At 34.4% G+C, this 22,439-nt stretch carries 20 protein-coding genes; 5 read left to right on the forward strand and 15 right to left on the reverse strand.

The genetic code is table 11. The features are described 5' to 3' along the window. Nucleotides 1-31: 31 nt before the first annotated feature. From JC605_RS14345 to JC605_RS14365, 5 genes are all read right to left on the reverse strand, one after another. Complete coding sequence (locus tag JC605_RS14345) at nt 32-1,165, reverse strand: formylglycine-generating enzyme family protein (protein WP_198856848.1); 1,134 nt, start codon at nt 1,163-1,165, stop codon at nt 32-34. Between the two features lie 104 nt (nt 1,166-1,269). Continuing rightward, nucleotides 1,270-2,280, reverse strand: coding sequence for a DUF6515 family protein (locus JC605_RS14350; protein ID WP_198856849.1), 1,011 nt, complete (start codon nt 2,278-2,280; stop codon nt 1,270-1,272). Between the two features lie 72 nt (nt 2,281-2,352). Continuing rightward, entirely contained in the window at nt 2,353-3,573 is a 1,221-nt protein-coding gene (locus JC605_RS14355) for an OprO/OprP family phosphate-selective porin (protein WP_198856850.1), read from the reverse strand. Nucleotides 3,574-3,595: 22 nt separating this feature from the next. Further along, nucleotides 3,596-4,177 (reverse strand): hypothetical protein, encoded by a 582-nt coding sequence (locus JC605_RS14360; RefSeq protein WP_198856851.1) that lies wholly within the window; start codon nt 4,175-4,177, stop codon nt 3,596-3,598. A gap of 96 nt (nt 4,178-4,273) precedes the next feature. Next, nucleotides 4,274-6,712, reverse strand: coding sequence for an arylsulfatase (locus tag JC605_RS14365; RefSeq protein WP_198856852.1), 2,439 nt, complete (start codon nt 6,710-6,712; stop codon nt 4,274-4,276). Nucleotides 6,713-7,097: 385 nt separating this feature from the next. Between JC605_RS14365 and JC605_RS14370 the strand changes: the two genes are divergently transcribed. Continuing rightward, nucleotides 7,098-8,132, forward strand: a complete 1,035-nt coding sequence (locus JC605_RS14370) for a quinone-dependent dihydroorotate dehydrogenase (protein WP_198856853.1) — start codon at nt 7,098-7,100, stop codon at nt 8,130-8,132. Here JC605_RS14370 and JC605_RS14375 read toward each other — a convergent pair. Further along, nucleotides 8,118-8,834, reverse strand: coding sequence for a DUF3307 domain-containing protein (locus tag JC605_RS14375; RefSeq protein WP_198856854.1), 717 nt, complete (start codon nt 8,832-8,834; stop codon nt 8,118-8,120). The genes JC605_RS14370 and JC605_RS14375 overlap by 15 nt on opposite strands. Beyond that, a complete protein-coding gene (locus tag JC605_RS14380) occupies nt 8,831-9,445 on the reverse strand; it encodes a hypothetical protein (protein WP_198856855.1) in 615 nt (204 codons plus the stop codon). Before JC605_RS14380 ends, JC605_RS14375 begins: the two co-directional genes overlap by 4 nt. A 210-nt stretch (nt 9,446-9,655) precedes the next feature. Here JC605_RS14380 and JC605_RS14385 point away from each other — a divergent pair, with 210 nt between their 5' ends. From JC605_RS14385 to guaB, 4 genes are all read left to right on the forward strand, one after another. After that, nucleotides 9,656-10,522, forward strand: a complete 867-nt coding sequence (locus tag JC605_RS14385; RefSeq protein WP_198856856.1) for a hydroxymethylglutaryl-CoA lyase — start codon at nt 9,656-9,658, stop codon at nt 10,520-10,522. Nucleotides 10,523-10,690: 168 nt separating this feature from the next. Beyond that, nucleotides 10,691-11,152, forward strand: coding sequence for a hypothetical protein (locus JC605_RS14390; RefSeq protein ID WP_286964914.1), 462 nt, complete (start codon nt 10,691-10,693; stop codon nt 11,150-11,152). 62 nt (nt 11,153-11,214) lie between these two features. Continuing rightward, nucleotides 11,215-12,543: a DUF5723 family protein gene (locus JC605_RS14395; RefSeq protein WP_343589279.1), complete on the forward strand. Its 1,329-nt coding sequence runs from the start codon at nt 11,215-11,217 to the stop codon at nt 12,541-12,543. A 199-nt stretch (nt 12,544-12,742) separates the two neighbouring features. Continuing rightward, on the forward strand, nt 12,743-14,215 hold the full coding sequence (guaB, locus tag JC605_RS14400; RefSeq protein WP_198856859.1) for an IMP dehydrogenase: 1,473 nt from the start codon (nt 12,743-12,745) through the stop codon (nt 14,213-14,215). A 312-nt stretch (nt 14,216-14,527) separates the two neighbouring features. Here guaB and JC605_RS14405 read toward each other — a convergent pair whose 3' ends face one another. The 8 genes from JC605_RS14405 to JC605_RS14440 all read right to left on the reverse strand — a co-directional run bounded on the left by JC605_RS14405 (nt 14,528) and on the right by JC605_RS14440 (nt 22,434). After that, on the reverse strand, nt 14,528-15,670 hold the full coding sequence (locus JC605_RS14405; protein ID WP_198856860.1) for an NAD(P)/FAD-dependent oxidoreductase: 1,143 nt from the start codon (nt 15,668-15,670) through the stop codon (nt 14,528-14,530). Between the two features lie 63 nt (nt 15,671-15,733). Beyond that, nucleotides 15,734-16,324: a TetR/AcrR family transcriptional regulator gene (locus JC605_RS14410; protein WP_198856861.1), complete on the reverse strand. Its 591-nt coding sequence runs from the start codon at nt 16,322-16,324 to the stop codon at nt 15,734-15,736. Between the two features lie 384 nt (nt 16,325-16,708). Beyond that, nucleotides 16,709-17,593 carry a L,D-transpeptidase gene (locus tag JC605_RS14415; RefSeq protein ID WP_198856862.1) on the reverse strand — a complete coding sequence of 295 codons (885 nt, stop codon included), beginning with the start codon at nt 17,591-17,593 and terminating at the stop codon, nt 16,709-16,711. Between the two features lie 112 nt (nt 17,594-17,705). Next, nucleotides 17,706-19,199 carry a S41 family peptidase gene (locus JC605_RS14420; protein WP_198856863.1) on the reverse strand — a complete coding sequence of 498 codons (1,494 nt, stop codon included), beginning with the start codon at nt 19,197-19,199 and terminating at the stop codon, nt 17,706-17,708. A gap of 39 nt (nt 19,200-19,238) precedes the next feature. Then, nucleotides 19,239-19,823 carry an NUDIX domain-containing protein gene (locus JC605_RS14425; RefSeq protein ID WP_198856864.1) on the reverse strand — a complete coding sequence of 195 codons (585 nt, stop codon included), beginning with the start codon at nt 19,821-19,823 and terminating at the stop codon, nt 19,239-19,241. A gap of 51 nt (nt 19,824-19,874) precedes the next feature. Then, nucleotides 19,875-21,146: an adenylosuccinate synthase gene (locus JC605_RS14430; protein ID WP_198856865.1), complete on the reverse strand. Its 1,272-nt coding sequence runs from the start codon at nt 21,144-21,146 to the stop codon at nt 19,875-19,877. A gap of 97 nt (nt 21,147-21,243) precedes the next feature. Further along, entirely contained in the window at nt 21,244-21,708 is a 465-nt protein-coding gene (locus JC605_RS14435; RefSeq protein WP_008462215.1) for a Fur family transcriptional regulator, read from the reverse strand. A gap of 183 nt (nt 21,709-21,891) precedes the next feature. Beyond that, nucleotides 21,892-22,434, reverse strand: coding sequence for a hypothetical protein (locus JC605_RS14440; RefSeq protein ID WP_198856866.1), 543 nt, complete (start codon nt 22,432-22,434; stop codon nt 21,892-21,894). Between the last annotated feature and the right edge of the window lie 5 nt (nt 22,435-22,439).

Below are 22,439 nucleotides of genomic sequence, written 5' to 3' on the forward strand. Positions count from 1 at the left end.
AATTGAATCCCTTTCTGGTATTTTAGGTTTGTTATTTGCTTTTTACACATCTAAAACCAACGTGATTTGCAGCTGATCTAATTTCGCCTTTTCCTCTTGTTCCAACCATGTATCTAGTGCAATATTGATCGGTGCATAAAAATGAACCACCACGATGCACACGTTTTATTTCAGATGGATCGCTTGGATCATAATAAGCATCTGGTCCTTGAGGATTTCTGGTTACTTTTCCGCTTTCTGCTAATGATTTGTAGTAATCTACACTGTACCAATCATGTACCCATTCCCATACATTTCCTGCAATATCATACAAGCCGTATGCATTTGGAGCGTATTGTTTTGTTGGAGCAATTCCTTTAAAACCATCTTCTCCAGTATCTCCATCTTTAATTGGAAAGTGTCCTTGGTATATATTTGCTTGAAATTTTCCTTTTGGTTTTAAATCATTTCCCCAAGCATAAAGATTTCCAGTTTTACCACCTCGTGCAGCAAACTCCCATTCTGCTTCTGTTGGAAGTCTTTTTCCTGCCCATTTTGCATAAGCTTCAGCGTCTTCGTAAACAACGTGAACAACAGGATATTTTTCTTTTCCTATAATGGTACTTTGCGGGCCTTCAGGGTGTCTCCAATCAGCACCTGGTTCGTAACGCCACCACTGTAAGAAATTGTTTAGATTTACTGCAGAAGGAGTTGGAGTAAAGACAACAGAACCAGTGACTAAATCTTCTTCATTTGCGGTTGGAAATTCTTCTTTTGTTGGTTTCTGTTCAGCAACAGTAACATAACCAGTTGCTTTTACAAACTTTTCAAATTCTTCGTTGGTTACTTCAGTTTCATCCATATAATAACCATCTACATACACTCTGTGTATAGGTGCGGCATCTTTGGTCACGCCTTTAATACTGCATAAACTTTCATCTTCAACATTGGTTCCCATTGAGAACTCGCCACCAGGAATCCAGACCATGCCTTTTGGTGTTTTTTCAGAAGGTTTAAATTTATTTTCTACAGTTGGTTTAAATTCAGATTCTAGATTAGTGGGAGTTTCGTGACATTCGGCAACTGTTTTTTCTATTTTATCATTTGTGAATTTAGTGTAACTGTAAGCAATTGAAATAATGGACAATGTGAGTAACGCAAAGATCCAAATGGTTTTGTTTTTCATGGTTTATTATTTTTTGAGCTTATAATGGTTGTCAATAGTGGGCATAAAATTAGGCAAAATAACTTTTAAAGTTATAGTAATTTTATAGAATTAATAAAATTTAATTATTCTTTTTCAACCTGAACCACTTCATACCTGTCTTTTCCATCAACTTGTACAGGTTGATAGTACGTTTCCCCAAATTTCACGTATTTAGCGTCACCAATAGTAACTTCTTCACCACCTTCAGGTAAATTCTCAACTATTGTTCCGGCTGTAGGAGCTACAACAGTGTATTTGCCTCCATCTTTCTCGTAATAGGTACCTCCATAATAGTAATTATTTACGGTTCCAGTATTTACGGTTTCTGCTCCGCTTGGAATATTGTTTACAGTCCCGCCGACAGGTGCAGGAACTGCCGTATAGCCGCCGTTGGATGAGGTATACCAAACTCCCTGATCGTAATGGTACTGTGTGCTTTCTACACTAACAACAATTGCTGTAACAGCTAAAGTAGCTACAAAAAATCCCCACGGATGCCAAACTGGCCCCCAATAAAATGGTCGGTAAGGACGTGGATAATATGGATGGTAGCAATTGTATCTATAACCACCATATACATAAGGAGGACGCACGTAAGGTCGTGGACCAGGTCTTACAACTGTATTACGATTGTTACGAACATGCACGCTGTTATTAACATTAATATTTACATTATTTCTGTTTCTATTAACGGTATTGCCACTAATATTTGTGTTTCTATTGCCAACATTGTTTTTATTTACAGTATTATTTCTATTTACTGTGTTGTTTCTGTTTGCAGTATTATTTCTGTTGGAATTATTTGATGGCCTTGTAATTTGAGTCCCAGATTTGTTGGCTCCAGGTCTAGTTGTTGAAGGTCTAGTCGTCGCTGCAGGTCTAGTTGTACTTGGCCTTGTTACATTTGGTCTAGATTGAGTTGCAGGTCTTGCTTGTCTAGTATGGGTTGCTCCACCGCCTCCGCGTGCTCCTCCTCCTCCGCGAACTCCGCCTCCATGACGTTGCGCTAAACTATCAATTGAAATAAAGAAAAGGGTTCCGATTACGAAAGCTAAAAGAGCTGGTCTTTTTACTGTTTTGGATATGTTTTTCATATTCAATAATTTATGTGATTTAAAGTTATGAAAAAAAATGTTTGATTTGTGTTAATGAGCTAAAAGTTTAAATTACAATGAAATATCCCATTGTATTCTAAAGCGCCACCCTTCTTGTAAAGGAAGTGTTTTATCTTGAAAACTAAAATAACTTACCTCTGAAGTTAGTTTGTTTTTATGTCCTTTGAAAAACCAATTAAATGCCAATGTAGACTCGTCTTGTCTATTTTCTCTAATAGAATTATCAGGTCTATAGGCGGCATGCCGTCCAGCCATTTCTAAATGTTTTGGCCACCAGTCAAAAACATTATGGAAGAAATATCCAGCTTGAACATAATAGCCTTTCATTACAGTCATATCATTATTATTGTATTTGTCTATAATTTCTTTGGTATGCCATTCGCTCTGCCAAGAAAAACCTCGATACATAAAAGCACTTTCTAAATTCCATTGATTGACTCTGTATTGTCCTGGCAAACCATCTTCAAATCCGTCTAGAGAGCCTCCACCGGCTTGAGAGAAACGAGTGTAAGGGCTTCGGTTTGTAATGGCAGAAAAGGCAATAATTGGAGTTGGTTTTTCATGAAATTCTAAATCACAACCTTCAAAATCAAGAAATCTACCTAGGAAATTCCATTGTGCTCTTCCAAAATACATTAAATGATTATCGTCATTAGCAGTGCTTCCTCGTCCTGTACCTGTCAAAGCTGCGGCCCAATAGTTAAAGTCTGCAATTCCAGCGCCTTTTAAATGCCCATAAACTTCAACTCCTAATTGTCGGTCTACAGTAAAGGGACGGTTAATTAGTGAACGATCTACCATTTGCTGTTCACCGCTGCTAATAAAGCGTTCTCGCGTAAATTCCGTTTTCCATTGTCCAACTTTAAAGCTCAGAAAATCCCATTTCTCGATCATAATTCTAAAATCCAATAAATTGGACTGACTTAATTCATACTCCCAGTAATATTTAAGCCAAGGTTCAAAAGCATGACCGCCAATTTTTAATCTGGCACGATTTATTTTAAAAGTCGTTTTAGCATCTTGACTATAATCATCATAAGTTAAAGGGTCTGTGTCATTTGGTGTTGAAAAACGAAATTGAAGTCGGCTTGCCAATTGGAATAGAAATTTTTTGTCTCGAGTTTCTAATTCAATTCCTTTACTGCCATAACGAACATTCATTAGTTTGGTAGTGTCCTTTTCTTGCTGCGAAAATCCTTTGAAACCAATTAGTAAAAGAAAAACTAAGAGGGAATATTTAGAAATGCGATTTGGTTTATTTGTGCTGTACATAAGATCAATAGGTTGGTATAAATTATTTTCCTCCAAAGTTTTTTGCGATTCCTAAACCAATTCCCCAGCTGTCATAAGCATTCCATTTGAAATCGTAGCTTGTAGTGCCAAAAATTTCCCATCCTTTAGGGAGTTCGTATCCATATTCAACTCTGGCACGTGTTAGGAAAAAATCTTCTTCTTTGGCAAATTCACCTCCAAATCCTAAAAGAAAACTCCAATGCTCATTAGGTTTATAAATTCCCATTAGAGCAGGAGCAATAGGATAACTTCTTTCTACGGTTTCTTTGTCATTTCCGCTTTCATACACTTTTTCTACTTTGAATTTCTCAACAATAAAATCGGTATGTAGGCCAATTGCCCATTTTTCATGAAATTGATAAGTGTAATCAATTCCCCATGCAGGAAGAGTCAATGTTTCACGATTTCCTTCTTCGTCCCGGCCTTCAAAAACGTGAACATGATTAATGGAAATTCCGATTTGATGATGCGGATTAAAAGTTTTTTCCTCATGTTCCTGTGCAGAAATTTTCTTAGAAAAAAGACTGATTAAGCAAAAAAAGAAAAGAAAAAAAGGTTTTAAAGAAGTGCTTTTATAGAACATTTGGCTTTTCTATTAATGAAACATTTACTTAAAATGAAAAAAAGAGGTGCGTTCAATCCTTTGATTCTAATTGAACGTACCTCTCTTTTGTATTTTTTAGTCTCTTCCTAGAGCTCTTTTTGCGTCGTTGTTTAAGTCAGTATATTCAATTTTTCCAACACTAACGCCTACGCCTACAATTTCACCGCCTTTAAAAGTTCCAGGAGTTTTATATTCCTTACTAACAGAATCACCGCTGTCAAATCCAACACAAAGTCCATCTCCAGCAAGTGTAAATTTACCAGATTGTGTTCTCATTGGCCCAGATGCTACTTCTTTTCCGTCTATATATAATTTCATTGTTCCAAGAGATTCGCCATTTGGTCCTGCTTTTTCACGTGTGAATTCCATTCCAAAAACATGTTTTCCTGTTGTAATAGGCACATTTGAAGTGAATTTTTGCTCAGGAGCAATTCCTAAGAAATTGTAGACATAATTTAATTTTTTGTCTTTAACAAATAGTGTGTGACCTCCAAAACGAGAACCATGTGCAAAAAGTACTCCTGAAGCATTTGCGTCTTTTATGTCAACGTCTGCTAAAATTTTATAAGAACGTCCACGAACATTCACAGCAACTCCTTCTGGGACAGGTGATGTTTTAGGATAATATTTATAAAGATCGCGAGGTGGTTCAGAAGAAGGTCTTTCAATTCCTAAAACTTCGATTGCGGAACGGTCATCAAGAGGCAATACTAAATTTTTAGCTGCTTCATCATTCCAGTCTTTAATTAGTTCTTTTAATTTATCCGGATATTTTTTAGCTAAGTTATTTACTTCTGCTCGGTCAATATCCGTATTGTATAATTCCCATTCGTCCTTGTCAAAGTTGCCTTTTCCTACCAATGGAGTATGCAAAGCAACAGCTTTCCAGCCATCTTTCCATAAAGCGCGGCTTCCTAACATGGCAAAGTACTGAATATGTTTTTGTGTTTTTGTATTCGGAGCGGCATCAAATGTGTAGCGCATAGAAACTCCTGATATTGGATATTGTGGAACGCCTCTATATGTTTTTGGCATTTCTAGACCGCAAATGTCCAATATTGTAGGTACTATATCAGTTGAATGATGAAATTGGTCACGAACAACTCCTTTCGCTTTTATTCCTTTTGGCCATGAAATCACTAAAGGATCACAAGTTCCTCCAGCATATTCACTGTATCTTTTGAACATTTTAAAAGGGGTAGAAAATGCAGCAGCCCAACCAGTAGGATAATGTTCGTAAGTGTCTGGACTTCCTAATTTGTCAATATATTTTAAGTTCTCTTTTAATTCATCAGGATAGCCGTTAAAGAATTTATTCTCGTTTACAGATCCTGTTGGAGAACCTTCGCCAGAAGCGCCATTATCGGCAGCATAAATAACAACAGTATTTTCTAATTGGCCAGTTTGCTCTAAATAATCAATTATACGGCCAACCTGAGCATCTGTATATTCAGAGAAACCAGCATATACTTCAGCTAATCTAGAGAATAATTTTTTCTCATCAGCGCTTAATTTATTCCAATCTAATACTTCGTCACCTGGATTTGCAACGCCAGGAGGAAGCGGATTGAAATTTGCGTAAGTAGTTCCTTTCGGGATTACTCCTTTTGCAATCATTCTTGGCAATGCCCATTTGCGGTAAGCATCATAACCTTCATCAAATTTACCTTTGTATTTTGCAATATATTCCTCAGGAGCTTGATGCGGAGCATGATTGGCACCTGGACAATACCACATGTACCAAGGTTTAGAAGGGTTTGTCGCTTTTTGGTCTTTAAGGAACTCTAATGCATGATCAGCTAAGTCCTGAGATAAATGATAGCCTTCTTCTGGAGTTTTCGGAGGTTCAACAAAATGGTTGTCTTCTACTAAGTCTGGATACCATTGATTGGTTTCTCCGCCAAGGAAACCATAAAAACGATCAAATCCCATTTGCAAAGGCCAAGTGCTTCGATCTCCCCCTGAAGCTACATCCTGCTCAGGAACATTATGATCTTTTCCTATCCAGAAAGTACTCCAGCCGTTATCTTGTAGAATTTGCCCAATTGTAGCAACTTGTTTAGGCAGTCGTCCGCTTCCGCCAGGAAAACCAGCAGCAGCTTCTGTAATCGCTGCCATACCATTAAGATGATGATTTCTTCCTGTTAGCAATGTCGATCTTGTTGGAGAACACAAGGCTGTAGTATGCCATTGTGAATAAGTGATTCCGTTATCGGCTAGTCTTTGCATGGTAGGCATATTGATAGCTCCACCATAAGGCGACCAAGCAGCAAGTCCGGTATCATCATATAAAATAAATAAGATGTTTGGAGATCCTGCAGGAGCTTTTTTAGGAGAATATGGTGCCCAGTCTTCTTTTGAATCACGTACATCTAATGCTATTTTACCTTTAAAGGTTTCTTTGGTTACCTGCTGAGGATCTGCTTGAGCAAGTGTTTTATAGGAAATACCTAGCGAAAAGCAAAATAGAAGAGTGAAAATACTTTTCAGAATTAATTGTTTACTGACTTTCATGATTGAAGTTGTTAATTAATAATCTTTATGAGGGTATTTTTTTAACTTTTGGATAAGAAAGAGCAATCGGAAAAAATAAGGCTATTATTTATTTCAGAATTAAAATGTTTTAGAGGCGTTTAGTTTCTTAAGATTTGGAGTAGATATCTCAAAATTAGATATTCTTAAAACAAAAGGGCATTTTAAAAGGAAGCAACTTGTTTCATTTTATAATTTGCAACATAAAAAACAAGTTTTAGAACAATGGACGCTGTATGTTTTAAGAATAGTTTTATTTATGAGCGGAAAAATCAAACAAAAAGAAAATGATTTGTTTTCGTAAAAAGACACCTTTTTAAACTATAATATTTAAATTTGCAGCCAAAATAATAACAACACAACTCTTATGTATAAATTGATAATTCGCCCGATACTTTTTTGTTTTGATCCCGAAAAAGTGCATTATTTTACTTTTTCTTTTGTAAAATTCATTTCAAAAATCCCAGGAGTTTCGGCAATTATAAGATCAATTTATGAAGTAAAAGATGCTCGATTAGAAAGAGAAGTTTTCGGAATTAAATTTAAAAATCCGGTTGGACTTGCAGCTGGTTTTGATAAAGATGCAAAACTATACAAAGAACTTGGCGATTTTGGTTTTGGTTTTATCGAAATCGGAACGGTAACGCCAGTTGGACAAGAAGGAAACCCAAAAAAACGTTTATTTAGATTAAAAGAAGACCAAGCGATTATTAACCGAATGGGGTTTAATAATGGAGGTGTTCTAGAAGCTGTAGAGCGTTTGAAAAAGAATTCGGGTGTTTTAATTGGAGGAAATATCGGAAAAAATAAAGTGACAGATAATGAAGATGCTGTAAAAGATTATATCATTTGTTTTGATGCGCTTTACAATCATGTAGACTATTTTGTTGTGAATGTAAGTTCACCAAATACACCAAATTTGAGAGCTCTACAAGATAAAGAACCATTAACGGCTTTGCTGCAAACTTTGCAAAACAGAAATGTTGAAAAGCAAAAAATAAGCACTCAAAAAGTAAAACCAATTCTTTTAAAAATTGCACCAGACTTAACAGACGAGCAATTATTGGATATTATTGATATTGTAAAAACAACTCAGATTGCAGGTGTAATTGCAACTAATACAACTATTTCAAGAGAAGGATTACAATCTGCCAATCAAACGGAAACTGGAGGTTTGTCTGGAAAACCTTTAACAAAACGTTCAACAGAAGTAATTCGTTTTCTTTCAGAAAAAAGCAATAAAGCATTCCCAATTATTGGGGTAGGCGGAATTCATTCTGCAGATGATGCGATTGAAAAACTAAATGCTGGAGCAAGCTTAGTGCAATTGTATACAGGTTTTATTTACGAAGGCCCAGCTTTGATAAAAGCAATTAACAAAAAGGTTTTAGGGCAGTTGTAAAAGAAGTGTTTGAACTAAAAGGCCTGCAAGTATTGCAATACCAAAACTAATTAAAGTTCCGATCATTACATATTCTGTCAATTTTCGGTCTTTGGCTTCTTTTAAATCTCCAAACCTAAAAATAGATTTGGCGGCTAGTAGAAAACCAATCGCTTCAAAATGTCCGGTTATGATAAAACCGAAAACAAATAAGCGTTCTAAAATACCAATATAATTTCCGGCAGCTATCAGAGAATTATCCTGATGGCTGTTTTTGCTTTCAGGAGCCCATATCGAAATTATGGTTTTGATAAAAATAGAAGTTGGTTTAGTTATCAGTAAAATTCCGGTAAGTAAAATCCAGAACGCATTATCTTGCCAGAAATTGATTATCGTTTTGTTTTCATATATAAGAACGACACCAATTAAAACAAGAATATGCGCAGCTTGGTCGACAACAAACCAAGTGCGTTTGGTTTTCTTTTTTTGGAAATTTAATTTGATTAAATCGATGATGCCATGAGTAACGGCAATTAAAACAGCATATGGTATAAAACTGATTTCTCCTGCTAGAATTGCGGCTAAAACTCCATGAAGTAAAATATGGATATATAAGTAAATGCTTTTATGTTTTTTAGCTTCTTTATCGGTGACCCAAGAATTAGGTTGCCAAATAAAATCTCCTAATAAATGGGCGAGAAACAATTTTATAAATAAGATCATGAGGCTGTAAATTGTTTTATTTGTTTTCTAAAATATCGATCTAAATTAAGAACCAGATCAAACTGAGCGCGCTTTTGTCTTCGGCTAACGGCAGCCTGATTTATACCTAGTTTTTGGCCCAATTCGTCTTGAGACAATTTTGGATTTTCAATAGCAACGGCAACAAATTCTGCTGATTGCACGAGCCAGTTGTCCATAAAAGTTAAAGCCAATTGCAGCATTAAATTCAGTTTTTCATCAAAATCTAAATCTCCTGTTCGCATGGCTAAAGTTACTTTTTGCTTCTTTAAAGTTTCAAAAAGTTCTCCCGAATTAATAAACGCAGAACCATTGCTTTCAGATATCCTTTCGGCAGTATGAGTTTTATCTCCAAATCCGATGCTCATACGGGCATCAGACTTTATAGTTCTTAAATGTGCTTTTATCAAAATAGCGGCCAACAGTGCATCTTCGGGATTACTAACTTCAATTTGAAATTCGTCTCCTCGATAGACTTCCCATTGGTTTGGCGCTTTGCCAAACGGAACCAAGATTTTCTTTAAATCTTCAACCCAATGTTCTGATTTCTGTTGTCTTGAACCAATTATATCACCTGTAATTACACTAGTCATAAATCAAATATAATTAAAAAATTATAAACTTTATATTACAAATATACGTAATAAAATTATCTATTACGTTTTTTGGTAATATTTTATATTATTACGTTTTTCGGTAATTTTTTGATGTATGCTTGTTTTGTGTAATAATAGACTTCACATAAAATTCTCTTTTATTTCATTAAAAAAGAAACTAACTTAGCCTTTAGAAAAGAATACGCTTTGAACAAAGAAATCAAAATCATCGAATGCCCTCGAGATGCCATGCAAGGCATTAAGGATTTTATTCCAACAAAAAATAAAGTTACTTACATACAAGCTTTGTTGCGAGTTGGCTTTGATACCATCGATTTTGGAAGTTTTGTTTCTCCAAAAGCTATTCCGCAAATGCAGGATACTGCCGCCGTTTTAGAACAGCTTGATTTATCTCAAACAACAAGCAAATTGTTATCTATTATTGCCAATACGCAAGGTGCAATCACGGCTTCAGAATATGAGCAGATTCAATATTTAGGTTTTCCTTTTTCCATTTCAGAGAACTTTCAGATGCGTAACACGCACAAAACTATCGCAGAATCTTTGGTCACTTTAGAAGAAATTCTAGAAGTTGCCAATAAGAAAAACAAAGAAGTAGTAACGTATCTTTCAATGGGATTCGGAAATCCGTATGGAGATCCATGGAATGTTGAAATAGTAGCCGAATGGACTGAGAAATTGGCCGGAATGGGAGTAAAAATTCTATCACTTTCAGATACAGTCGGAACTTCTACGCCGGAAGTAATAACCTATTTGTTTTCAGATTTAATTCCGAAATATCCTCAAATTGAGTTTGGTGCTCATCTTCATACAACACCAGAAAGCTGGTTCGAAAAAATTGATGCTGCCGCAAAAGCAGGCTGTATTCGTTTTGATGGAGCTATTCAAGGTTTTGGCGGCTGCCCAATGGCGACCGATAAGCTAACAGGAAATATGCCAACAGAAAAATTGGTTTCTTATTTTACTGCCAATAAAAAAATAACAGGACTTAATTCTCTTAGTTTTGAAAGTGCGTATAATGAAGCTTCGAAATTGTTTGGAAAGTTTCATTAAAAAATAGTTATATTTTCTTACTTTAGATAATGATTGCAGAAATAATGCGTTACATTTATTATTGATATAATTATTATCATGAGATCAAGATTATTAAGTAAAATTTTAAGCTTACTATTTTCAGTTTTTTTATTATTTTCCTGCTCTAGCGATTTAAATTTCGATCAGGTGAACGATTTTAAGATTGAGCCTGTTTTTGTTGCCAACTTAGCATATTTTAATGTTCCTGCAAATAGACTTATAGATGATGGCGGAACCAATATTATATATGACGTAAGAGATTTTGATGTTTTTAAAAATAAATTTTTTACAGAACGCCTTAAGAAAGCTGAATTTGATTTTGAAGTCGAAAATAATATCGAGCGTACTTTTGTCTTAAATATGCTTTTGCTTGACAAAGACAATCAAGTCTTAGAAACAATATCTTTTAATGTTCCATCCTATAAAGGAACGCCAAATGTTATAAAATATCCCACAGAAGTTTTTGAAAACACACGATTAGACCTTTTAAAACAAACCCAAAAAATTGGTTTTGTTGTATTAATTGCTGCTGGACCTCCTTTAAATGCTAACAGTGAAGGAAATTTAAGATTGAGATCCAGTGCAACGGCTTATTTAGTAATCGAATGAGAAAAACGCTAATCCTTTGTTTGTTTTTTCATCTTTCTTGTTTTGCTCAAAACAGAGAGCTGTTGTATAATTTCACTTCAATTCCACAGTCTTCGCTTGTAAATCCGGGAGCCGATGTTTCGTATAAATATTATTTTGGATTTCCGGTCTTATCTGGAATTTCAGCCAATGTGGGTTCTAGCAGTTTTTCGGCCTATGATTTATTTTCAAATGATGGAGTCGATTTTAATCAAAAAGTTAGAGATGTTATCAATAAATCATCCAGTAAAGACAAGGTAGTGACCAACCAACAGTTAGAGATATTTTCTGGCGGATTTAGAATTGGAGGTAGAGAAAGTCGTTCTTACATTTCGTTTGGATTGTATCAGGAATTTGATTTCTTCATGTTTGTTCCAAAAGATCTGGCTTTACTGGCCTTAAACGGAAATCGAGATTATATCGGAAAATCGTTTAATCTAGGCGATTTGAATATGAAAGCCGAAGTGCTTTCTGTTTTTCATGTTGGTTTTCATAAAAAAGTAAATGATAAATTTGTTTATGGAGGACGTGCCAAAATTTATTCAAGCGGTGCAAATGCAACTTCTACCAAAAACTCAGGTTACATTTATACAGGTGAGCAGCCAGGAACTCCAAATCTTTATAACCAGATCATTTCTTCCAATTTAGAATTAAAAACTTCTGGACTAGCCCGTTTTACAAAAGATGAATACGAAGGAAATGTAATTCGTGACATTGCCCATAATACCTTTTTTAATGGAAGTCTTGGTTTTGGTGTAGATGCAGGAATTACCTATTATATAAAAGACAATTTGCAGTTTACAGCAAGCGTTGTCGATTTAGGTTTTGTGAGACAGACCAAAGACATTGAAACGCTTACCTATAAAGGAACTTACCAATACAATGGGGCAAATCCTGACTTTTTAGGTTCAGATGATCCAGAAAATGTCTTTGACGAATTTGATCGTGCAATACCAAGAGATACACTTCATAATAAATATACTACTTGGCGTCCAACAAAAATTTATTCTTCTATTCAATACTCTTTCGGAGAGAAACGTTCAGATGAGTGTAATTGTCATGGCAATGTCGAAAAATTTTATAAAAATGCCGCTGGACTTCAGGTTTTCGGAATGTCTGCTCCCCGCGAACCTTTGGTTGCTTTGACTGCTTTTTACAGAAGAAATATATTTAGAAAATTAGATCTTAAAGCAACTTATACCTTAGATACTTTTTCGAATAAAAATATTGGTCTAGGCCTTTCAGGGGCAATTGGCCCAGTAAATATTTATGCTTTAGTCAATAATGTTTTAGAATATAAAGACATTTCCAAAGCCAGTAGTGCCGCTTTCCAACTCGGAATCAATTTCGTTTTTCAAGACAGAGAAGATTAATTTTATTTATATTATTAGTAGTCGCTTTTTTAAATCAGAAAAAAAGCTTTTTGGCTTTTCGGGGCTCTCCATTTCCATCTGGGCTTGGGTGTATTGTTTTGTAAGATAATTCGTGTAAATGCAAATTTATGAATAACTTAGTATTCAAGTTAGCAATTTATTCACTATATTTGCACGCAATTCAACTAGAAATTGCACCATGATAGCACACAACTCCAAGATTATCGGCGAAGGTTTAACTTACGACGATGTATTATTAGTACCTAACTACTCGAATGTGCTTCCTCGCGAAGTGAGCATTAAATCAAAATTTTCAAGAAACATTACATTAAACGTTCCAATTGTATCTGCTGCTATGGATACAGTTACAGAAAGTGCAATGGCAATCGCTATGGCACAAGAAGGAGGTATTGGTGTTTTACATAAAAATATGACTATCGAACAACAAGCAGGAAAAGTTCGAAAAGTAAAACGCGCAGAAGCAGGTATGATTATCGATCCGGTAACATTACCAATGAACTCTACTATTGCAGATGCAAAAAACGCTATGAAAGAATTCGGAATCGGTGGTATTCCAATCGTAGACGAAAATAAAATCCTAAAAGGTATCGTTACAAACCGTGATTTGCGTTTTGAGAAAAACGGTGCAAGACCAATTGCTGAGGTTATGACAAGTCAAAACTTAGTAACAGTTGCAGAAGGAACTTCTTTAGAACAAGCAGAAGTAGTTTTGCAAGGTCATAAAATCGAAAAATTACCAGTTGTAAATGCTCAAAATGAATTAGTTGGTTTAATTACGTTTAGAGATATTACAAAACTGACTCAAAAACCAATCGCTAATAAAGATTCTTTTGGTCGTTTAAGAGTTGCTGCTGCAATTGGAGTTACAGGGGATGCAGTTCTAAGAGCTGAAGCTTTAGTTGCTGCTGGTGTAGATGCAATCATTATCGATACTGCTCACGGACATACAGAAGGTGTTGTGAATACTTTAAAAGAAGTAAAATCAAAATTCCCTCAAATAGATGTAATTGTTGGAAACATTGCAACTCCAGAAGCTGCTAAATATTTAGTAGAAAATGGTGCGGATGGAGTAAAAGTTGGAATCGGACCTGGTTCTATCTGTACAACTCGTATCGTTGCAGGTGTTGGTTTTCCTCAATTTTCGGCAGTTTTAGAAGTTGCCGCAGCTATCAAAGGAACTGGAGTTCCTGTTATCGCCGATGGTGGAATTCGTTATACAGGAGATATTCCTAAAGCTATCGCTGCAGGTGCTGACTGTGTAATGTTAGGTTCATTATTAGCAGGAACAAAAGAGTCTCCAGGAGAAACAATCATTTTTGAAGGAAGAAAATTCAAATCTTACCGCGGAATGGGATCTGTTGAAGCAATGCAAACTGGTTCTAAAGATCGTTATTTCCAAGATGTTGAAGACGACGTTAAAAAATTAGTTCCAGAAGGAATTGTTGGACGTGTTCCTTACAAAGGAGAATTAAACGAAAGTATGCTTCAGTTTATTGGAGGTCTTCGTGCAGGTATGGGATACTGTGGTTCAAAAGATATTCCTACTTTACAGGAGACAGGACGTTTCGTGAGAATTACTTCAAGCGGAATCACTGAAAGCCACCCGCATAACGTAACAATTACAAAAGAAGCTCCAAATTATTCTAGATAATTTTTAGTTTTCATTATAAAAATAAAAGGCGTAAGATTTAATTCTTACGCCTTTTTTATTTGTTCAGATTTTAAAAAAAAACTTTGTCAAAGTTCTCCACAATTTTGTCATTTCGAGGAACGAGAAATCTTCGTAAGAAACTCCGTAAAGCATATCATCAATCTTTGGCGAGCCACTAGTGAAGATTTCTCTCTTCGTTCGAAATGACAAGATTGTGTTATGTCTTTGTCGAATCCTGCGTGTGATTCTTCGTTCCTCAGAATGACAAACGTTATATAAAAGAACTTATATCACTTACATGGTGAAAAAAAATCACATGCCACGACTACTCAAAATATCCTCAGCAACAATATCGGAATGCAATAAATCTTCCATTTTCTTTGTCATGCGTTGTGCTTCTAATGCGTAGCCAAACATTTTTTTCTCATAATCAGCAATTGCTTCGTCAATGGTTTCAAATTTTCCGTTGGTTAAATTCTCGGTTAAATGAAAAGCATCAAATAATCCCATATTTACACCTTCTCCTGCAAATGGAGGCATTAAATGCGCCGCATCTCCAACAAGTGTAATATTTGAATGTTCTTTCCAAGATTCTTCTAAAGAAAATAAACGCAAAGGCAAACCAGAAAATTCGGTTGAAACAGTAAAGAATTTTTTATAATCGTCATTCCAATTTTTGAAAGTTTCATTCAAAAAAGAAATAACAGATTGATCGTCTTCAAAGTTAATTCCGTGATTTGAAATCCAGTCTTCATCTGCTTTAAAAGAAACTCCAAAGTGAACAGAACCATCACGCATAGTGTGCGTGTAAAACATTTTATGTTCGCCCATTGCCATCACGTTTCCGTTTCCGTATTTTGGTTTAAATTCAGGATAATCTTGATCTGGATTTGCAATTTCGCCTTGAATAATATAAGTTCCAGAAAGTTGAGGTTCTTGATCGCTTACAAATTTTCGTGCATTTGATCTTCCTCCATTTGCGACAATTACAAAATCGGCGGTTGTTGTAGTACCGTTTTTGAATTCTAAAATATATTGATTTTCAGATTTATCAATATTGATTAATTGACTATCCCAAACAACAGTGTTTTCTTTAAGATTCTCTAACATAATTTTTCTTAAATCATTGCGATCAATTTCTGGGCGAGAAAAAGCATTGGTTTCATCAGGCATTTCGTCAGAAGTAATATTTCCGTCTATATCAGCCATTTTTTCGCCAGTTGGGCGTGCGTATTTATAGAATTCATCCATTAATCCAGCTTTCTGAATTGCATATTGCCCTGAGTCGGAATGAATGTCTAAAGTTCCGCCAGATGTTCTTGCTTGTGAGTTAAGATCTCTTTCGTAAACCGTAACATTGGCGCCATTAATTTGTAAGATTCTTGCAGTTGTTAATCCAACTGGTCCACCGCCAATAATGGCGATCTTTTTATTTTCTATAATCGAAGTTTTCATTTTATTGAAATTATATTGTATTTAAATTTTGTTGTTGATATGGTTTTAAAATTGAATTTATCCTCAAGGAGTAAGTGCTTTTAGAACGAGATTAAAAGCGCTGTCTTTTATTTCATCTGTAAGAGCAAAGGGTTTTCCAGACATCGATTTTCCTTCTCTATGAAACTCTAGAAGAGAATAAAGCGGACCATAAACAATACTCCAGAAAATTTCGTAAGGAATAGAAATAAGTTCATTTCTTTCAATTGCAGCAAGCATAAATTCTGTCATCATTTGTTTATAATCGCCTGTTATTTCTGCGATAATCGCATCTCCATAAGTAGAATGTTTTAAAAGCTCTAGACAAGTTGCTTGCTGTGTAAAGTTTATATTGAAATAGATACGATTCTCCCATTGATTACGCAATCCATCTTTGAAAGACATATCTGCAGAAAATCCATCAAACATCTTTTCGAAGAAGTTTTTACCAATTTCAATTCCGATTTTTTTAATTAAGTCTTCTTTGTCTGAATAATAGATATAAAGTGTCGCAACAGAAATACCGCATTCTTTAGCAAGACGATTCATTCCAAAACCTTCTATGCCTTGTGTAACGATCATTTCAATTGCTTTTTGTTTTACAATTTCTTCTTTATTGGTATCTCTAGTTCTCATAATTGTACTTGATTATGGTACAAAGATATAAAAAATAATAAATGAACGATCGCTTATTTATGTTTTTTTAAAGGTTCTAAGATTCTAAGGTTCTAAGATTCTAAGATTCTAAGATTCTAAGGTTCTGAGGTTCTAAGGTTCTGAGGTTCTAAGGTTCTGAGGTTCTGAGGTTCTGAGGTTCTGAGGTTTTTAGGTTCTGAGGTTTTTAGGTTCAAAGAGACAAAGGTTTTTAAGGTTTGGAAAAGGATTGTCTCCAGCTTTAGCTGGAGGTTGAAAAAAGGACAAAGAGAAGGGCTTTAACCAAATTTTATGTTTAAAATCAAACAAAAAAAAGCTGAAACGATATTGTATCATTTCAGCTGATTATGTATTTAGAATATATTTTTAAAGAGTTTTTGTTGGCTCGGCTTCTCTTAGGTTCTGATTTTCTAAGATTTCTTTTAAGTAGGGGGTTACTGTGTTTTCAATATCGCCTTCAGAAATATTTAAAGCTTCTGGATCTGAGGCTAGTTTAAGCCACGGTTTTGGGCCATCAAAATTGTAACTTCCAAAAACAACCACAGGAGTTCCTTTTACTTTTACGTTTTCTTTATCCTTCAAAATCCATTCATCAGCAAATTTATAAAGATATTTAGCGTCTTTTTCTAATAGTCGTAAGCAAGAATGTGACGCAGGATACCCAGGCAATGCATATTCGTGAAAACCAACTCCTAATTTATTTTCAATGTTAAAATTCCATTTTAAATCCCATTCGTCATTAAATGTACTTGTAGTTTGTTCAGCTTTCCAATTGGTGAAAAACAATCCAGTAGGAGTAGGGTCTTTTTTTCTTCCCATATTGGTTGGGCCTGTGCGAACCAATTCACCGTTTTCGTAAGCAGCAAAAGCTTGCGTTGGATATGAAAAAAGGATAATTTTTGAAACTTCTTCTAAAGCCGAAACATGCAATGGAAAAGGGAGATAATAAACCAAATCTCCGCTAAAATCTGCGGGAATTACAACTGAATCCAGTTTTTTAAAATTGGCTTTATCGGTTCTATTCAAAGCATAAACAATATCCATTTTAGAACTGTCAGCTTCATTAAGTTTGAGCCAATCTTTGGTTTTCTCGATTTGATAAGAAACCGTTTCAGGTTTTTTATATTCAATTACCTTCTTTTTCTCTTTTTTATTTTCAGTCAGCGTGATGGTATCGGTTTTTTTGCAAGAACCTAATAAAACCAACATCAGGATTAGTAGTACGTTTGCTGTGTAATATAACTTTTTCATACGTCGAATTTTTATGAATATAAAGTTATACATCTGATAGCTGAAAAGGGTTACATAATTTTTGAAATAGGTTTCGGGATTTTCATTTTGTAAATGTTAGTAAACAGTAACTTTATTCTTGATTGATTAATTTTATTGTATGCATATATTGTGTGTCTCTATTTTGTATAAAATCCTCAAATGTCTGTGAAATTTCATAATCAGGAATTACTCCTCTTCCAAAAATTTGATTTGATTTTTTAGGAACATCCTGTTCCAGATTTACAATAGAAAACTGTGTTTTAATTTTTGTGTTCGGTAACTCGTATTCGATAGGAGTGTGGCCGTTGTGTCCAAAATAGCCACCCATAGTTTCTTCGCCAATTACAATGGCATTTGTATTTCCTGCAACTAATGAAGCAAATAGTGATCCGGCAGAAGCAATTCTAGAGCTTATCAATAAATAAATCTGACCTTTAAAACTGTTTTTTTCTGGCTCTAATAATGAATTGAATCTCTCGTCTTGAATGTATTTTCCGTTTTCCAACTTTGGAAATTCTTCTTTTAATTCATCTTCAAAATCCTTTTTCTCTTCTTGTTTTTTCTGCAGTTCTGTTTCTTCGTAAACTAAATATTCAGCAAATGGAATTTCCTGAAAATTGACATATGCAGATTTATTTTCACGAAAAGCTTTTTGTGTCAAATAAGAGAAAGTTACAATATCATTAGGATCGGTGCCGCCGCCATTGTTTCTAACATCGACAATTAAGTTTTTGATTTCAGAATGATTAGAAAGATATTGAAAACAGCTGTCCAAGTATTTCTTGTAAGCAATATGCTGTTTGTCTTTGGCATTTCGTCCAATTACAAAGGTATGAACAGAAAGTAGTGCTGTATTTTGAGAAATTACTTTAAAAGAATATTTGTCCTTTGCGCGATTGTATTGCAAACTATCAATAGGAAGAGAATGTCGTTTTTTAAAATTCTCTTTTCGAATTTCGTTTGAGACAGCAGAAATAGTTTTTTTATTTTTTTTGGTTTGATTTGGAAGTGAATATTCTACCGTAAATTTCTTTTGCGGACCGTATTCCATTTCAAAATATTTAGCAAATGAACCGTTAATTCCGATTGATTTTCCTGTAATATTATAGCCGTCGGTTGTATAATATTTGTAGAGAGAAGAAAGCAGTTTTTTGGTCTCAATATCATTAATGCTAAATATTTGAGAGCCCAATGGAATTTCTGAGTTTTCAAAATTAAGAACCAATCGATTCTCTATGAGTTTTACAGGATACGGAAAGAAAATATTTCCTGATGAATATTTCTTTTCAAAATCATTGGGAAGTGTTGTGTCATTGTGCAGACTTCCTTCAAAATCGGTTATTTGAAGAATTATTTTGTAGAAGTCTATGAGTTCTTTGGGTTTGCTAATTTGCGAAAACGCCCAAGAATAAATACTGTCGATCTGCTGTTTTGTTCGGTATTTATAAAGGCCTGAATTGGCTTTTTCTCTTATTTCTCTAAAAATAACAAGGTCTTGCTTTAGTTTTTCGACTGATAATTTTTCTTTTTGAGAGAATAGTAAAATCGGAAAGCAGAAAAAAAATACGATTTTTAGTTTGAGCATTTTAGATTTTTTTAGGGAATCTAAAATACTCAAAAACTTTTAAATCAAACCTTTTATTCTAGCATGCTGCAATAACATAATAGTTTTAGCGTCTGAAATTTCTCCAGATTCGATCATAGCGTAAGCTTGATCAAAAGTAAATTCTAAAACCTCAATATTTTCTTGTTCAGCATCAAGTCCGCCGCCTTCGCTTACTTTCATATTTTCGTCGTATTCGCCAACAAAAAGATATAGAATTTCTGTTACAGAACCTGGCGACATATAAGTTTCGATTACTTTTTGAACTTTGCTTAAACGATAACCAGTTTCTTCTTCTGTTTCGCGAATTATAGCTTGCTCTGCATTGTCTTTGTCTAAAAGTCCAGCGCAAACTTCAATCATCATTCCAGATTTATTTCCGTTAAGATAAGTCGGCAAACGAAATTGTCTTGTTAGTACAACTGTTTTCTTAGCAGTATTGTATAATAATATTCCAGCGCCATTTCCGCGATCGTATACTTCACGAATGTGCGATTCAACAGGCTGATCTTCTTTTTTATAATTAAAAGTTACTTTGTTTAACAGATACCAATTATCAGATAATAATTTGGTTTCTGTTATTTCAATTTCAGGATTTTTTCTCATAAAACTATTTTTCAAAAAAAAACGCTCTGATTATCAGAGCGTTTAAATGTATTATTTTGTTATTGTTTGTTTTCTATCTGGTCCAACCGATACGATTTTGATTGGCACTTCGATTTCTTTTTCAATAAACTCAATATATTCTTTTAGCTCAATTGGCAACTGATCGTAAGTTGTTAATCCAGTTAAATCTTGTTTCCATCCTTTAAACTCTTTGTAAACAGGAGTAACGTTTTCTGGTTCAATGTTGTAAGGGAAATGAGAAATGTTTTGTCCTTTGTAGTTGTACTCTGTACAAACTTTTAAAGTTTCGAAACCAGAAAGAACATCACCTTTCATCATCATTAACTGAGTAACTCCATTAACTTGAACTGCATATTTTAAAGCAACAAGGTCTAACCATCCGCAACGTCTTTGTCTTCCAGTTACAGAACCAAATTCGTTACCTACTTTTGCCATTGTAGCACCAACTTCGTCAAAAAGTTCAGTTGGGAAAGGTCCGCTACCTACACGTGTAACGTAAGCTTTAAAAATTCCGTAAACTTCTTTGATTTTGTTAGGAGCAATTCCTAAACCTGTACAAGCTCCAGCAGCAGTAGTATTTGATGAAGTTACGAACGGATAAGTTCCGAAATCAACATCTAATAAAGATCCTTGAGCACCTTCGCAAAGAATAGATTTTCCAGCTTTTTGAGCTTGGTGCATGTATTCTTCACTGTCAATAAAATCTAATTTCTTTAATTCTTCAATAGCTTCAAAGAATTCTTTTTCTAATTCAGCTAAATTGTATTGAATAGCAACATCATAAAAAGCAATCATTGCTTCATGTTTGTCTGCTAAAGCTCTGTAACGTTCTTTGAAATCTTCTAATTCGATATCTCCAACACGTAAACCATTTCTACCTGTTTTATCCATGTAAGTTGGTCCAATTCCTTTAAGAGTAGAACCAATTTTTGCTTTTCCTTTAGAAGCTTCAGAAGCTGCGTCAAGCAAACGGTGTGTTGGTAAAATTAAGTGCGCTTTTCTTGAAATGATTAATTTGCTTTTAATATCAAGGTTAAATTTCTCTAAACCTTCAATTTCTTTTTGAAAAACTACAGGATCAATTACAACTCCATTTCCGATGATATTTACTGAGTTTTTATGAAAAATTCCAGAAGGAATCGTTCTTAGTACGTGCTTAATTCCGTCAAATTCTAATGTATGTCCTGCATTTGGTCCTCCTTGAAAACGTGCAATAATATCGTAATTTGAGGTAAGTACGTCTACAATTTTTCCTTTACCTTCATCTCCCCATTGTAATCCTAGTAATAAATCTACGGTCATTCTGTTTTAATTTGCGTTGAGACAATCTAAGTTGCCCTACTGATTATGTAGTTAATTTTCTTTTTTTAATTTTTTTTGAAAAGTCTAATCTAAAAGACTATGAATTTGAATTTTGCTTTTTGTTTCCGTAGAAATAAAGCGAGTGATTTGTAATTTCGATATCAAAAATTTCTTCGATAGTCTTTTTGATGGTTTGAATTCTTGGATCACAAAATTCGATTACCTCACCAGAATCTGTCATAATGATGTGATCGTGCTGTTTATCAAAATATGATTTTTCGTAGTAAGCCTGATTTTGTCCAAATTGATGTTTTCTAACCAAAGCGCAGTCCAACAATAACTCGATCGTGTTGTATAAAGTAGCTCTACTTACACGATAGTTTTTGTTTTTCATTTTGATGTAAAGGTTCTCTATATCAAAATGCTCCTCGCTATCGTAAATTTCCTGAAGTATAGCATAACGCTCAGGAGTTTTGCGATGCCCTTTTTGTTCAAGATATAGTGTAAAAACATTTTTTACAATTTCTTGATTCTTAGTGTTGTCAGTTGAAATAAGTGTCATATCCGGCAAAGATAATTTTTTATTTTTAATGAATAAAAGTTTCGGGTTTAAAGTTTAACGTTTAAACTTGATTTTCATTAGTGATAATACACTAAACACAGGCTTTTACGTCAAAAATATTTTGAAAGCTTAATTTAGCTTAATTAACATAATTTTTTTAATTTATGAAAAAACTAACAATGGTTAACTTGATTTCGACATATACATGTACCAGTTCCATTCCCAAGTTTTTCCTTTGTCATCAGACATTGCCTGGCTCCAAACAGGATTCTTTTCGTCTCGGGCATCCCATCGGAATACTTGAATAACTGGTTTTTCATCAAAAACATCTTTAGAAAAAAAATGCCCAACTTTGTTTTCAAAAGAACCAACCACAGGTTTGTCTAATGTTCCTGTGTTAGAATCAGACCAGTAAATGCTCCACAATTTTGTTATCGGATTAAATAATCTTACTGTCATGCCTTCAAAAGGTTCTCCATCGAAAGTGGCTAGAAAATTATCAATATTTCCAATTCCGTTTAGAATCTTGTACATTTCCTGTGTCGAAGGAAATTCAATCCACTCATCGCAATTCGTTAATCTGGATTTTAATTTTCTGTTACGAATAACAGATTTTCCTTGAAAAAAATCAAAATCGTCTTTTGATGAAGATTCAGATGCAGTAATTAAAAGTTCTCCATTTTCATCAAATATTACTTTGGGAATTTCTAAGGATTGGTTTTCCATGATTA

It is taken from the genome of Flavobacterium sp. IB48 (assembly GCF_016405855.1).
GTDB classification, from domain to species: Bacteria; Bacteroidota; Bacteroidia; order Flavobacteriales; family Flavobacteriaceae; genus Flavobacterium; species Flavobacterium ginsengisoli.

Excerpts from the sequence above, each read along its gene's own strand:
- JC605_RS14345 (WP_198856848.1), bottom strand. The coding sequence starts at position 1,165 with ATGAAAAACAAAACCATTTGGATCTTTGCGTTACTCACATTGTCCATT.
- JC605_RS14440 (WP_198856866.1), bottom strand. The coding sequence starts at position 22,434 with ATGGAAAACCAATCCTTAGAAATTCCCAAAGTAATATTTGATGAAAAT.
- JC605_RS14405 (WP_198856860.1), bottom strand. The coding sequence starts at position 15,670 with ATGAAAACTTCGATTATAGAAAATAAAAAGATCGCCATTATTGGCGGT.
- JC605_RS14355 (WP_198856850.1), bottom strand. The coding sequence starts at position 3,573 with ATGTACAGCACAAATAAACCAAATCGCATTTCTAAATATTCCCTCTTA.
- JC605_RS14420 (WP_198856863.1), bottom strand. The coding sequence starts at position 19,199 with ATGCTCAAACTAAAAATCGTATTTTTTTTCTGCTTTCCGATTTTACTA.
- JC605_RS14350 (WP_198856849.1), bottom strand. The coding sequence starts at position 2,280 with ATGAAAAACATATCCAAAACAGTAAAAAGACCAGCTCTTTTAGCTTTC.
- JC605_RS14415 (WP_198856862.1), bottom strand. The coding sequence starts at position 17,593 with ATGAAAAAGTTATATTACACAGCAAACGTACTACTAATCCTGATGTTG.
- JC605_RS14360 (WP_198856851.1), bottom strand. The coding sequence starts at position 4,177 with ATGTTCTATAAAAGCACTTCTTTAAAACCTTTTTTTCTTTTCTTTTTT.
- JC605_RS14380 (WP_198856855.1), bottom strand. The coding sequence starts at position 9,445 with ATGACTAGTGTAATTACAGGTGATATAATTGGTTCAAGACAACAGAAA.
- JC605_RS14425 (WP_198856864.1), bottom strand. The coding sequence starts at position 19,823 with ATGAGAAAAAATCCTGAAATTGAAATAACAGAAACCAAATTATTATCT.
- JC605_RS14430 (WP_198856865.1), bottom strand. The coding sequence starts at position 21,146 with ATGACCGTAGATTTATTACTAGGATTACAATGGGGAGATGAAGGTAAA.
- guaB (WP_198856859.1), top strand. The coding sequence starts at position 12,743 with ATGATAGCACACAACTCCAAGATTATCGGCGAAGGTTTAACTTACGAC.
- JC605_RS14410 (WP_198856861.1), bottom strand. The coding sequence starts at position 16,324 with ATGAGAACTAGAGATACCAATAAAGAAGAAATTGTAAAACAAAAAGCA.
- JC605_RS14435 (WP_008462215.1), bottom strand. The coding sequence starts at position 21,708 with ATGACACTTATTTCAACTGACAACACTAAGAATCAAGAAATTGTAAAA.
- JC605_RS14365 (WP_198856852.1), bottom strand. The coding sequence starts at position 6,712 with ATGAAAGTCAGTAAACAATTAATTCTGAAAAGTATTTTCACTCTTCTA.
- JC605_RS14375 (WP_198856854.1), bottom strand. The coding sequence starts at position 8,834 with ATGATCTTATTTATAAAATTGTTTCTCGCCCATTTATTAGGAGATTTT.
- JC605_RS14370 (WP_198856853.1), top strand. The coding sequence starts at position 7,098 with ATGTATAAATTGATAATTCGCCCGATACTTTTTTGTTTTGATCCCGAA.